Origin of the sequence: Runella sp. SP2 (assembly GCF_003711225.1) — a bacterium.
Lineage (GTDB): Bacteria > Bacteroidota > Bacteroidia > Cytophagales > Spirosomataceae > Runella.
Map to the genome: position 1 here is coordinate 3,117,626 of NZ_CP031030.1, position 13,816 is coordinate 3,131,441.

Consider the following 13,816-nt stretch of genomic DNA (forward strand, 5'->3'; position numbering starts at 1 on the left):
TTTGGGTTTATGGTTTAGTGTTTCGAGTTTGGGAACCTCCGATAGCGCGAACGTCCCGTTCGTGATATTTATTATTAGGCTTCTAGCCCACAATGCACACGAAGAACCTTTGTGAACTTTGTGCCATTCTTTGAGTACTTTGTGGTTATTATTATTCACTGACATTATTTATAAACATTACAGAACACAATGAAACGTACATTAATCGGTTCGGCGCTCTGCGCTTTATTATTGGCAGGTTGCGGACAAGGTAGCAGCGACAACAAAGAAGCCAGCGGTGGCAAAAAAATGAAGATTGGGGTGACGATGCTCAGTATGCAAAATGAGTTTATCGTGAAAGTAAGCGATGAAATTGAGAAAAAAGCCCAAGAAATGGGCGTTGAACTCATCGTCGTTGATGCTGAGCGCTCGGCTTTAAAGCAAGTCGAACAAGTCGAAAGCTTCATTGCGCAGAAAGTCGATGCCATCATCATGAATCCCTGCGAAGTAGAAGCCAGTTCGCCCGCAGTGACCAAGGCATTGGCCGCTAAAATCCCCATTGTTAATGTCAATTCGGAAACCAGTGCCGCCCCTACTGCTTTTGTGGGTTCAGATGATGTGGAATCGGCGCGGATTGCGATGAATTATATTGCGGAAAAACTCGGCGGAAAAGGCAACATTTTGATGATGCACGGCTACATGGGACAAGCCGCCCAAATTAAACGGGAACAAGGCGCGCGAGAAATCCTTCAAAAGAACCCTAATCTAAAACTACTTGCCCACCAAACCGCCGAGTGGGACCGCGCCAAGGCCATGTCGCTCATGGAAAACTGGATTCAATCTTACGGCGCAAATGTCAATGCCGTTTTTGCCCAAAACGACGAAATGGGCATGGGTGCTGTGAATGCCCTGACGGCAGCTGGCATGAAAGACAAAGTCATTGTGGTCAGTATTGATGCCATTCCAGACGCGCTACAAGCCGTCAAAAAAGGGACACTTAACGCAACTGTATTCCAAAACGCCCAGCAGCAAGGTGCCAATGCCCTCGAAACGGCCGTTAAAATTGTAAAAGGGGAAAAATTTGAAAAACAAACCTTAATTCCCTTTCAGCTCGTGACCAAGGAAAACGTAGAAACGTTCCTAAAATAGTACAGAAAAAGAAATATTTTTTAAAAACAAAATCACATTTTTTCAATCAACACCAATGGCCAAAATTCAGTAACTAGCTGAAAAATACAGATTTAATAAAATTAAAAAAGGGGGAAACCATGCAAAAACGGTTTATCCCCTTTTTTTATACCAATGATACAGGATTGCATAGGATAGTTCTCTCAGCCACATAAACCATATTTGTATAATGTCAGGGATTTATAGAATTATTTAAAGCCTTGGTACCATTCTATTTATTTATAAACACTTAATTTTTTACACCATGCAAAAAAAGTTTATCCTACTTCAGGGTAGAGGCAACTTGTGTGTAGGCATCATTGCCTTACTCTTACTTGTAGCTACCAGCTCATTTGCCCAAAACGCCATTAAGGGAAAAATCTCTGCCAAAGACGGAGAAAGTCTTGTTGGAGTAAACGTCGCCATCAAGGGCACCACCCGTGGTACCAATTCAGATGCCGACGGAAACTACAAACTTGACGTACCCAACGGCTCAACCCTTGTATTTAGCTACATCGGGTATCTTACCAAAGAAGTTTCAGTAGGTTCACAAACAACCATTAACGTGACACTCGAAACGAATGACAAAATTTTGAATGAAGTTGTGGTCGTAGGTTATGGTAGCCAAACAAAGAAAGAAGTAACAGGTGCGGTGCAAACCATTTCTTCAAAAGAAATCAAAGATTTGCCTGTATCACAAATTGGGCAAAAGCTCCAAGGACAAGTTGCGGGGGTTCAAATCAACCAAACAACGGGTAAGCCTGGTGTTGGGATGAACATTCGTATTCGTGGGCAGCTTTCGGTTTCTGGTGGAAGTGACCCACTTTATGTCGTTGATGGCTTTCCTATCACGGGTAATATTGGCGCACTTAACCCTGACGAAATTGAAGACATTTCGATTTTGAAAGATGCGGCTTCTACTTCATTGTACGGTTCTCGTGCAGCCAACGGGGTAGTGCTTATCACCACAAAAAGAGGCAAAAACGGACAAACAAACGTAAGTTTTAACGTGTTTACAGGAACGCAGGTAGTGCCTAAAAAAGGACGTTTTGCAATGATGGATGCCGTTGAGTTTGCTCAGTTTAAGAAAGAACATTACGAAGACTCTAAACTTCCAGTGCCAGTTGAATTCCAAAACCCTTCTCAATACGAAGGCAAAAACAATGACTGGTATGATGCCCTCCTCCGCCGTGCGCCGGTTCAAAGCTATAACCTGACTGTTACTTCAAATAAAGATAAAGTAAATACATCGCTTGTAGCTGGGGTATTTAACCAAGAAGGGGTGGTATTAAACACTAAATATCAGCGTTACTCTCTCCGTTTGAACAGCGAGTACAAGGTTTCGGATAAAGTAACGATTGGAATGAACGTTGCGCCTCAGTACGTTTTTGACAACACGCCTCGTACGGATGGTGACCGTGGTACTGGTATTTTGTTCAATGCCATTCACACGTGGCCAATCATGCCTATTTATGACGAAAAAGGTGACTTGACCCTTTTCAACCGTTTCCCATCTAGCACAGGTAACATCTTTGCGTATCCAAACTGGGTGCGTGCTGCGTATGAATTGAAGAACGAAACAAGACAAACCAACTTGCTTTCTAACGCTTACATTTCGTATAGCCCCATCAAAGGCTTGACGTTTAAGTCGTCGATGAACGTAGAATTGCTTAACCAGAAGTTCTTCTTCTTTAATCCATCTACTGCAACGAGTGCCATCAACACTGCCGTGCCTGTAACGGCCGTTTCGATTCGTCAATCCACGGATAACTTTGGTTGGCTGAACGAAAACTTGGCTACTTATTCTAAGTCATTCAACGACCACAACTTTGAACTTTTGGCAGGTTATACCAACCAAAGCTTCCGCAGTGAGTCGAGCCGTATTCAAGCAGATACTTACTCGGACGACCGCCTTCCAACGATTCAAGGAGCCATCAACATCGCTCGTGGTGGTACCAACAGCAACGTACAAGAATGGAGATTGACTTCATTACTTTCACGTTTGACCTATAACTACAAAGGAAAATACCTCTTCACGGCCTCTATTCGTCGCGATGGTTCTTCTCGTTTTGGTTCAAACAACCGCTGGGGTACTTTCCCATCGTTATCAGCAGGATGGGTTGTTTCGGACGAAGATTTCATGAAAACTTTCGACAAAATCTCGTTTGCTAAAGTAAGAGCAAGTATCGGTGTTACAGGTAACAACAACATTGGTAACTATACACAGTACGCCCTTATCAACAACACCGTAAACGCAGTTTTTGGAAGCAACGTAGCCCCAGGTGCAGCAGTAACATCACTTGCTAACGCCAATCTTGGATGGGAAACAACTCGCCAAATCGACTTAGGATTTGACATTGGTTTCCTCAATGACCGTTTCCAATTAACTTACGACTACTATACCAAAAATACAACCAACTTGTTGTATGCCGTTCAGATTCCACAGGAATCAGGCTTTGGTAACTTCAATGACAACATTGGTGAGATTAAGTTTTGGGGACATGAAATCTCGCTTAACACGCGTATTCTTAGCACAAGCAAGCTCAAGTGGAACGTAAATGGTAACATTTCTTTCAACCGTAACAAAGTACTTGCCTTGGCTGATGGTATTGACCGTGTGTATGGTTTGCACCACATCACTCGCGTTGGTTATCCTTTTGGACAATTCTACGGACACCAAGCAAATGGGGTATATCAGAATGCAGAAGACCTCAAAAACTCACCTATTGTTCCTGGACGTTCTTTTGTAGGAACAATCAAACTTGTTGACATCAACGGTGACGGTGTAATTACCAACGGTGGCGACAAAGACGACCGTACCATTTTGGGTAATCCATTCCCAACATTTACTTACGGCCTTACCACTAATTTAACGTATGGCAACTTTGATTTCAGTGTGGTGGGTTCAGGTTCACAAGGCAACCAACTATGGGTTCGTCACTTGTACAGTACTGCTAACCTTGACGGGGTATTCAACCTACACGAAGAAGTAAAATATCGTTGGCGTTCAGAAGCAAATCCTGGGAAAGGATTCTACGGAACTACCGTAGGTGGTGGTACTGTAACAGGTATTGAGCGTGACTGGCAAAATAGCCGTTTTGTAGCTGATGCGTCTTTCTTTACCATCAAAAACATCACGGTTGGTTATACCATCAACAAGCCAAACAAAGTGTTCCGTTCGGCACGTATCTATGCTTCTATCCAACAAGCAGTAGTGTTTACGAAGTACTGGGGTGGATCTAACCCTGAAACCAGTGCTCAGCAAGATGGTGGCGGCGACGGTGGTAACCTAAGCCCAGGTGTTGACTTGTTCAACTACCCTGTTCCACGTACATCAACCATTGGTATCAACTTTAACTTCTAAACCAACGGTTTAACCAAAATCACTGAATGACATGAAAAAATCCATCATATTTTCTATTGCGTTAAGCTTGGGTGCTTTTAGTTGCAACACCGACGAATTTCTTACCGTAACGCCCGAAACAGCCCTTAGTTCGGCCACTTTTTTCAAGACAGAGTCTGACTTTATTCAGGCTGTCAATGCCGCTTATGTTCCTTTGCGTACGATACACAATATCACATCTCACCTGCTATCAGAACAACATTCTGACAATGCGCGGTATGTGCGTAACGTACTCTTCGGAGCTACCGAAAACCAGTCGAACTTGGCAGACTTTAACGTACCGACGGCCAATGGTATTACTACCAATGGTAACGTGTTAACAGTCTATCGTCAAAACTTCTTGATGATTGCGCGGGCGAATCAGGTATTGGCCTTGATTGATGCCTCTACCATCCCAGATGCCACCAAAAAGAACGTAAAAGGACAGGCCCTGTTTCTAAGAGCATTGGGGTATTTGGATTTGGCGCGTTATTTCAACCGTGCACCTTTACAACTTACTCCAGTAGGCAACCGTTCGGAAGCAGCTGCCGCACTTGCTACTGGTGATCAGTTGTATGCTCAAATCATCAAAGATGCCACAGACGCCATTGGTTTACTTCCCGCTAAATCGGCCCAGGAAGCAGGCCGCGCTACATCGGGTTCGGCTCGTGCGTTGTTAGCAAACGTCTATATGATTCAGAAAAAGTGGACAGATGCTGAAACCCAACTTCGTGCCATTGTTTCGAGCAATGAATACAGTTTGATGCCTAACTATGGTGATGCTTTCTCAACCAGTACGGGTAACAAAAACACCAAAGAATCAGTTTTTGAAGTACAGTATTTGGAAGGTTCGGCTGGGCTTAATGGTAACTTTTTGTACAACATGGTTCCTTACCCAATCGCCGCCAACGAACTCGTTACCATTACAGGTACAAGTAATGCGCAACCATTATCAGGAGAAGGCAATAATATTCCAACCCCCGATTTGATTGAAGCTTACGAAGCGGGTGATAAGCGTAAAGAGGCTACCATCGGGATGATTACGTTGAGTGGAGCATTACATGCGGATAAGACTTTCCCGTACATTAAAAAATACGCGAAACCTCACGCATTGCACAACAATCACGGCATGAACTGGCCAATTTACCGCTATTCTGAAGTGTTATTGTTCTTGGCGGAAGCGTTGATTGAGCAAAATAAACTTGCCGATGCAACTCCTTTCCTCAATCAAGTTCGTACACGTGCAGGTTTGGCCAATACCACAGCTACTACCCAAGCAGCCCTCCGCGATGCCGTTTATCAAGAGCGCCGTGTGGAGTTGGCATTTGAGTCGAAGCGTTTGCACGATTTGGTTCGCACAGGTCGTTTGGAAACTGTCATTAAAGCATACGGCGACCGAGTGAAGGCAAATAAAGCACGTTACTATTTCCCTGCGGAAGGTTTCGTACCAGCCGATGCTTTCACCAACATAACCCCTTACTATGGGCTTCCTGCTGCGGAAGCTGACTTGAGTCCTAATTTCTAGTTATTTTCCTTCGAGCCGATTGCCGCAGTCGGCTCGAAGTTTTTTTGATTCATGGAGGGCTACGTAGCCTATTTTTCAAAGATTAAGGTAAAATAAGGTATTAAAGTATCTTTTACAGTACAGTTACGATTCCACCCATTAGAACGTTGAACTTAAATTTGTATCCATATTTCTATTCCTATGTTCACTAAACACCGCTCTATCCGCGCATTTCTAGTGGCTTCCGCCCTGTTTACACTAGCGGCGTCTTTTACAATCCTCAACAAAACGGAGCCCGCTGTCAACGGCCGCGACAACCCGAAGGTAGAGAAGCTTCGTCTTCAGCCTGGTTTTAAAGCAGAGCATTTGTACAGCCCTTCGGACAATAAAGAGGGTTCTTGGGTATCCATGACTTTTGATGACAAAGGTCGAATGATTGTTTCTGACCAGTATGGCGGCTTATTTCGCTTGAAAATCCCTGCCATTGGCTCAGGAAGCACCGCCCCAACGGTGGAGAAACTCACTATCCCTAAAGCGATGACGACTGATACCGTCGGGATGGGATATGCTCAAGGACTGTTGTATGCTTTCAATAGCTTGTACGTCATGATTAACAACCGTAGCAATGCCAAATTCTCCAGAGGTAGTGGCTTGTATCGTTTGTTTGACACCGATGGTGATGAGCAGTTTGATAAGGTAACGACGATAAAAGAATTTAAAGGTGAAGGTGAACACGGGCCTCACAGTATCATTTTATCACCCGACAAACAATCTATTTATATCGTTGCAGGTAACTTTACCCAACCTCCTGCCATGGATAAATACCGTTTACCCGCCGTATGGCAGGATGACAACTTGTTGCCGATGATTAAAGATCCCCGTGGCCACGATGCCGAACCTAAAGTGCCCGCAGGATGGATAGCCAACATTGACCCAGATGGAAAAAAATGGGAAATGATTGCATCAGGCTTCCGTAACCCCTATGATATTGCCTTTAATGAAGTGGGTGATTTGTTTACATACGATTCGGATATGGAATGGGATTTTGGGCTCCCTTGGTACCGCCCTACACGTATTGCACACGTTACAAGTGGATTGGAATTTGGATGGAGAACTGGAACCGCAAAATGGTCAGCGACTTGGCCCGACAACCTTCCCGCCATTGTAAACATCGGTCAAGGTTCTCCAACCAACCTTATTCACTTGAAAGATGCTAAGTTTCCTGCCAAATACAAAAAAACATTGTTGGCTTTTGACTGGAGCTTTGGGATTATGCACGCTATTCACCTTAAGCCATCAGGCTCAACGTATGCAGGTGAACGCGAAGAGTTTTTGTCGGGGATTCCGCTTCCTTTGACCGACGGTGCGATTGGTCCAGATGGTGCCTTGTACTTCCTTACTGGTGGTCGCCGTCTTGAGTCAGATTTATACCGTGTATATTATGAGGGCAGCGAAAGTACAGCCCCTGTAGCCGCTACACCGATTAATAAAGACAATGAATTGAGAAGAAGTTTGGAACGCTTCCATGCAACTGTCAACCCTAGCGCTGTTGCAACTGCTTGGCCTTACTTGAAACACCCTGATCGTCATATTCGCTATGCGGCCCGCGTTGCGATTGAAAATCAGCCCGTAGCCGAGTGGCAAGACCGCGCTCTTAGCGAGAAAGATCCGATTTCGCTTATCAATGCTTCTATTGCCTTGGCAAGACTTGGTAAAGCCGACCAAAAAAATGCAATTCTCAAAGGTCTTACGGGAATCAACTTCAAAGGCTTGACCGAGTCTCAACAAGTTGATATTTTACGGGCTGTAGAACTTGTTTTACTTCGTATGGGCAATCCTGATGCCGCTACCACAGCATTGGTTAACAAGTATTTTAATCCGTTCTACCCTTCAACCAACGCTGATATTAACCGTGGACTTAGCAAAGTGCTCGTCACGCTAGATGCGCCTGGTGTAGTGGCAAAAACACTCGCATTACTTGAAGCAAAAGAACAACCAACCAACCTTACCGCTGGTGGTGAAACGGCGACAGCATCGGCTGAGTTGATCATGCGTAACCCCCAATACGGCTTAGACATTGCCGACATGTTGAAGAGCATGCCCCCTGCACAACAGACTTTCTATGCAACGATGTTGAGCGTAGCTAAAAACGGTTGGACGCCTGAGCTTCACGAGAAGTATTTCAAGTGGTTCAACAAGGCGTTTAGCTATAAAGGTGGTCGTAGCTACGTTGGTTTTATTGACCGTGCGCGTAAACTAGCCTTGAAAAACGTACCAGAAGGTAAAACGGCCTACTACGACAAGCTTTCGGGTGCTGAGTTATTGAGTAAAAATGGAAATGATATTGCAAAAGTAACTTATCCGAAAGGCCCAGGTCGCCAGTGGAAACTTGATAATGCCACAGCCGCCGTAGATGGTAAATTGACAGGCCGTAACTTTGAAAACGGTAAAAACATGTACGAAGCCATCACTTGTAACCGTTGCCACAGTATGCGTGGAGAAGGTGGAAGTATCGGACCAGACTTGACACAATTGGGTACGCGTTTCTCTACCAAAGACATGTTAGAGGCAATTATTGAACCTAATAAGAGCGTGTCAGACCAATACGCAGCAACGCACTTTACGCTCAAAAATGGCGAGTCTATCGTGGGTCGTTTGACCAACGAAGATGCTAATGCGTTCTACGTGTCACAAAACCCGTATGAGCCCGAAAAAACGGTAAAGTTGCTCAAGAAAAACGTTGCTTCACACAAGTACTCTCCTGTTTCTATCATGTATGGCAATTTGATTAATAGCCTAAATGAAGAAGAATTGAAGGACTTGATGGCCTACTTGATGGCAGGTGGAAACGAGAAAAATGCCGTTTTTGCGACTAAATCTGGTGACGCTCAGAAAGGCGACAAGTAACACTGACAACTGTCCATATCAAAAAGGGAGGCCGCATGGCCTCCCTTTTCTTTTAAGTGTTAGCGAAGTTTGTTTAAAGTTTTACCCGCAGATTGGCGCAGATTTAAAGTCGCAGATTTCCGCAGATGAAATTATTTACTGAAAATTTCAGCGAGTTTTTTATTCAAGTTCTCACCTTGTAAGTTTTTTGCAATGATTTTGCCCTCAGGATTAATCAAGAAATTTTGAGGAACAACCTGAATATTGTATTGTTTGACTATGTCTGATTGCCATACTTTTAACTCCGAAACATGCGTCCATTCAAGACGATCTTTGTGTATTGCATTCAACCAAGCTTCTCTCCCATTGGGTCTATCCAACGATACTCCTAAAATGGTAAAGTTTTTGTCTTTGTATTGATGATAATTTTTAACAAGGTTTGGATTTTCCGCTCGACAAGGGCCACACCAACTTGCCCAAAAATCAACCAATACATATTTTCCTCGAAAACTGCTTAAAGTCACCGATTTCCCTGAAGTATCTGGCTGAGTAAAATCAGGAGCAACTGCTCCTACCGAAACCGTTTTAATGAGGGTTAATAATTTTGCGTAATCCTTTCCTAGTTTACTGCTTTTTATTTCCTCTGACAAGGCGGTGTACATCGGCTCTAATTCAGAAATATCGCTATAGGTGAAATTTGAATATTCTTCCAAAAGACTCAGGCTAAGCATCGAAGTGGTATTTTCCTTTATAAACTTGGCTTTAATTTGCCAAATTTTGTCGTTGAGCAAATCCTGCTGTTTCACAAACGCATTAGTAAACGCTTGCTGAGCTTTTTGTTCGGAGGAAGCTGATTGATATTCTTTTACTATTTGTTTCCACTGGTCTTCGGTGGATTTAAGTGCTATTTTAAGTCTTTGATGGTCAATGTTCATGGGTGAAATCACAACTGCGTTTTCAATGGAGTCAGCACTAACCACCGTAGTAGTGCCTGGTTCAATGTAAAGCCTAATAGAAGCTTTCCCAGTCGAAATCCATCCATAGTAGGGTCGATTTATGGTTCCAGTAACAACAAATTTCCCATTATGAATCTGCGCGGAATCCGTATGCCCAACAGCCCCGACTCCGTAAACTACATAAATTTTGGCTTTGGCATCCACATTCTTTAATTCTCCTTCGATTCGATAATTACTTTGAGCCCAAAGGAAAATGGGAACTAAGAGAAGTACGGCAAATAGAAAAGATTTCATCGTAGTAAGTATTTTTAATAATCATTAAAGCCCTGATTATCAACAAAGATAAATATATTATATATACAATTTTAATATATATAATTAATAAAAAAGCCCTTCCAAGTTTCAAAAACTTGGAAGGGCTAGCTATAAACCAAACCCTATTTCCCCAACTCCTGTTCCCAATGGGTGGGAAGGCCGTCGAGGCTAATCAGGTTCTTTTCTCCAACGTAGTCACGTAATCCTTCTTCGCCTTTTTTCTCAGCCCAATCAAAGTGAATCGAACGCTCGCCCACGTAGTCAAACAACGGGATACCAAACCCGCAAGAGGTCTGAACAAGGTTGATTTCGGCAATGATGAGCTGGCGCGTACTTGGATAGGTCGTAAACTGAGGGGCGTACTTTTCCCACTCTGGCGTATTGGGTAAAACGACTTTTCCGCGACCGTAGAAGCGCAAAATATTGGGAGTTTTATCAAACGAACAAAACATGAACGTAATTCGCCCATTTTCAAGGGTATGCGCCGAGGTTTCGTTTCCACTTCCTATCAAGTCCATGTATCCCACTTCCGTATCGGAGAGGATTCGAAAACTGTCCACTCCCTTTGGTGAAAGGTTGACATGACCTTCTGTACTACTCGGCGCCGTAGCGACAAAAAATAGGTGCTGCTTATCGACAAACGCCCGATGCGCTTCTTCGATTTTTGGATAAAACTTTCCCACGTTGTTATTTTTTTACGATTGGCAAACGGATTTGTGACGGGTAAAGCGTAGAATGGTGAATTTGGTTATGTGCCACCACGCCTTGTTTCTCATCATAGTTATTACCACCTGTGTTCAAATTTCGTTCAAAACGAGGAAAATTACTGCTCGAAACCTCAATCCGAATGCTGTGGCCTGGGGCGAAATAGTTGGAAGTGGACATCGGGCTGAGGGTAAGTTTGTAAACTTTACCTTTTTCCATCATCACTTCTTTGTCAAAACCTTCACGGTAACGAGCGCGCAAAATGGTTTCGTCCAAATTATACGCCTTGCCATCAGGATATACATCCAAGATTTTCACCGTAAAATCGGTATCCTTGGCATCCGAAGATACGTACAACGTCGTTTCGATGGAACCTGTCACCTCTACCCCATCTTTGAACGGTTCGGTGGTATAAACCAAAATATCATTGCGTGATTCCATTTGGTGTTGGTCAAACGAACCACCCTGAACGGCATTGCCCGTACAACACACATTGCCCCCGTACGAAGGCACTGGATACGCTGGGTCGTAGGTGAATGAGTCCATTTTATCGTCTTTCGTCAAAGGCTGCGTTGTCAATTTTCCGTCTCCGTGCAAGCTATTGGCGCGGCCACCGCTGTTCAAATAATAGGTCGTCATTTCGGCACTAGCAGGCGGCCAAGTATCCGACGATTGCCATTTATTTGAACCCATGGTGTAGTACTTAACGCGGGGCGTTTTTTCGGCAAAACCATTGGCTTCTCCTTTCAAATGAAGGTCAAACCAACCGTAGGTCATGCTGTCGTAGTCCAAGCGGGCATCGCCTACGCTGCGTTCGCCCACGATGGTGTTTTCAGATGCTCGTTTGTAGGCACAGTGGAGCGTAGGCGCAATGACTAAAAACTGATTATCCGCAATTTCTTTGGTTTTGGCATTTTTACGAACGTGGTTAAACAACGCCAGATTTGGACTCGACGACACATCGTACCACGAAACAAACCAGTAACTTGGCTTAGTGAACGGCATATTATCGTGATACAACCCACCCTTAAACCACTCAGGGTCATTCGGTTTACGGCGAATCATGTTTTCATATACCCCTTGTTGTCCATTCACGTTTTTGATAATGTCCGAAACGGGCAAGTGACGCAGGGCTTTCGACCAATCGACGGGAGGCATTTCGGTCGCTAAATCAAAATAGCGTGATACGCGCACCAACTGCTCTTGGGTGGCATTCTTAGGAAACTCGGGGCGAATAGCGTCGTTTTGAGTGCCGTACAACCAAGCTGTAAACAACATTTGTTGTGCTCCCCCACGGTACCAGTTGCCTTGCTCCCAAAATTCTCCTACTTTGCCCACTCCCGCGCCAAATCCTTGGGGAATCATGGCAGCATGAGCAGGGTGGTTGAGCGAGGCCACCGCCATTTGCCATTCTGCCGTAGACGAACAACCCAACGTCCCGATTTTACCATTACTCCACGGTTGTTTCGACATCCATTCAAAGGCATCGTAGCCATCCGTTAGCGGTGTGCCTAAAATGTCCCACGTACCTTCTGAGAAGAAACGACCGCGCTCATTTTGAACCACATACGCATATCCTCTCCGAACGGCTTCGTAGGCCGCTTGGTAGGTTCCTGTACGCATTTCACCGTTCCCCCACGAGTTAAAATTGTACGGTGTTCGTGAAAAAATAATGGGAACGGGCTTATCGCCTTTAGGTCGATAAATGTCGGTTGCCAAGCGCACGCCATCGCGCATGGGCATCATCACTTTTTGGTCGATGACCGCAATGGCTTCGAGTTTTTTTAGGATTTCATCCTGCGCTCTGGTGCCAAGCGAAACAAGAAGTGTGACAAGGAGAAGATAATTGAGTTTTCTCATGTGATTAGTTTGGTGATAAAACAAAAATGGTACTTCACTCATTTAAAGATGAAGTACCAGCGATTTTAATGTGTATTTACTATCAGAATATGAAGACCGTAGAAGAATACTGTCAAGTTGAGAAGGAGTCCAATTACTTATCGGCTGAGAGTTTTTTTTCTCACTCTCGTTACAAACTCAATTGATGTGCTAGACAAATCTGCTATCTTTTCATCATCAAAATCAGTTTGTTCAATTAAACTTACAACGAATGACTCTTTAACTGCATCAATTTTCTTATTCTCATTTTTCACCGCCAACGCATTAGCTGAAAGTGTCATTTCATAAGCTAATTTTTGCTCTGGAGTCATATTTCGTAAATCAACCTCTAAAATAGCTCTTTTTAGCCATTCCTCGTTCCAAAACTTAGGAAACTGTGATGCTTCGGTAATTGTATGTAAGTTTTTCATCGTGTAAATCAGTTTATCTAAATCACTTTCAACTTCCTTCACTCGTTTCAAAAATTTATCCAATTCTACCGTAACAAACGTTAACTGGTCGTCAATAGTTTCATTTTGGGCGTTGCGAAGTATTGCAATATTATGGTAATCAGCTATTTCCAAAAATATGGTCTTTGCTAAAATTCCGATACAATAAATTTTAGGCAAATTTTCAAAGCGATATTCTCCTTTTTTTACCAAGGTGTTGAAACGATGCAAAGCATAAAATTTCATGCGTTGAATAAATTCAGGATATTCACTCAGCTGCATTTCAACAATGAAATGATTATCATTTTCATCAATACAAGCGATGTCATAAATACCACTTCGGCTATCAACTGTAATAGCAGTAAGTTCATTTTTGATAAAAGTAACTTCTCTTATTGGAAAAGGGGAGTCAATCAAGGCTTGAAGCGCTTTCTTAAGAAAAGTAGTATCACTTTCATTGCCAAAAGTAGCCTTAAAACCGTAATCTGAGAGTATTGAGATGAATCTGCCGTTGTCATTTGCTATTTCCATACAGCAAAGCTATACAAAATCAATAATATGCCTGCACTATACAAAGATTTAACTGTTCTTCCCT

8 protein-coding genes are annotated in these 13,816 nt (G+C 43.5%); 4 read left to right on the forward strand and 4 right to left on the reverse strand.

Translation table 11 applies throughout. The annotated features are described in order from the left end of the window. Window positions 1-189: 189 nt before the first annotated feature. From DTQ70_RS13080 to DTQ70_RS13095, 4 genes are all read left to right on the forward strand, one after another. The gene (locus DTQ70_RS13080; RefSeq protein WP_122931214.1) at window positions 190-1,128 is read left to right on the forward strand and encodes a sugar ABC transporter substrate-binding protein; all 939 of its coding nucleotides are present in this window, start codon (window positions 190-192) and stop codon (window positions 1,126-1,128) included. A 283-nt stretch (window positions 1,129-1,411) separates the two neighbouring features. After that, a complete protein-coding gene (locus DTQ70_RS13085; RefSeq protein ID WP_122931215.1) occupies window positions 1,412-4,510 on the forward strand; it encodes a TonB-dependent receptor in 3,099 nt (1,032 codons plus the stop codon). Window positions 4,511-4,541: 31 nt separating this feature from the next. Continuing rightward, window positions 4,542-6,053: a RagB/SusD family nutrient uptake outer membrane protein gene (locus DTQ70_RS13090; RefSeq protein WP_122931216.1), complete on the forward strand. Its 1,512-nt coding sequence runs from the start codon at window positions 4,542-4,544 to the stop codon at window positions 6,051-6,053. Window positions 6,054-6,233: 180 nt separating this feature from the next. Further along, the gene (locus tag DTQ70_RS13095) at window positions 6,234-8,939 is read left to right on the forward strand and encodes a c-type cytochrome (RefSeq protein WP_122931217.1); all 2,706 of its coding nucleotides are present in this window, start codon (window positions 6,234-6,236) and stop codon (window positions 8,937-8,939) included. Between the two features lie 131 nt (window positions 8,940-9,070). On the opposite strand, the gene DTQ70_RS13100 is transcribed toward DTQ70_RS13095, so the two are convergent. The 4 genes from DTQ70_RS13100 to DTQ70_RS13115 all read right to left on the reverse strand — a co-directional run bounded on the left by DTQ70_RS13100 (window position 9,071) and on the right by DTQ70_RS13115 (window position 13,752). Beyond that, a complete protein-coding gene (locus tag DTQ70_RS13100) occupies window positions 9,071-10,168 on the reverse strand; it encodes a TlpA disulfide reductase family protein (protein ID WP_122931218.1) in 1,098 nt (365 codons plus the stop codon). Window positions 10,169-10,311: 143 nt separating this feature from the next. Next, window positions 10,312-10,872 carry a pyridoxamine 5'-phosphate oxidase family protein gene (locus tag DTQ70_RS13105; RefSeq protein WP_122931219.1) on the reverse strand — a complete coding sequence of 187 codons (561 nt, stop codon included), beginning with the start codon at window positions 10,870-10,872 and terminating at the stop codon, window positions 10,312-10,314. A 4-nt stretch (window positions 10,873-10,876) separates the two neighbouring features. Next, entirely contained in the window at window positions 10,877-12,754 is a 1,878-nt protein-coding gene (locus tag DTQ70_RS13110; protein ID WP_122931220.1) for a CocE/NonD family hydrolase, read from the reverse strand. A gap of 137 nt (window positions 12,755-12,891) precedes the next feature. Next, complete coding sequence (locus tag DTQ70_RS13115) at window positions 12,892-13,752, reverse strand: Rpn family recombination-promoting nuclease/putative transposase (protein ID WP_122931221.1); 861 nt, start codon at window positions 13,750-13,752, stop codon at window positions 12,892-12,894. Between the last annotated feature and the right edge of the window lie 64 nt (window positions 13,753-13,816).

Coding starts and splice junctions, on each gene's coding strand:
- DTQ70_RS13080 (WP_122931214.1), top strand. CDS start 190: ATGAAACGTACATTAATCGGTTCGGCGCTCTGCGCTTTATTATTGGCA.
- DTQ70_RS13085 (WP_122931215.1), top strand. CDS start 1,412: ATGCAAAAAAAGTTTATCCTACTTCAGGGTAGAGGCAACTTGTGTGTA.
- DTQ70_RS13090 (WP_122931216.1), top strand. CDS start 4,542: ATGAAAAAATCCATCATATTTTCTATTGCGTTAAGCTTGGGTGCTTTT.
- DTQ70_RS13095 (WP_122931217.1), top strand. CDS start 6,234: ATGTTCACTAAACACCGCTCTATCCGCGCATTTCTAGTGGCTTCCGCC.
- DTQ70_RS13100 (WP_122931218.1), bottom strand. CDS start 10,168: ATGAAATCTTTTCTATTTGCCGTACTTCTCTTAGTTCCCATTTTCCTT.
- DTQ70_RS13110 (WP_122931220.1), bottom strand. CDS start 12,754: ATGAGAAAACTCAATTATCTTCTCCTTGTCACACTTCTTGTTTCGCTT.
- DTQ70_RS13115 (WP_122931221.1), bottom strand. CDS start 13,752: ATGGAAATAGCAAATGACAACGGCAGATTCATCTCAATACTCTCAGAT.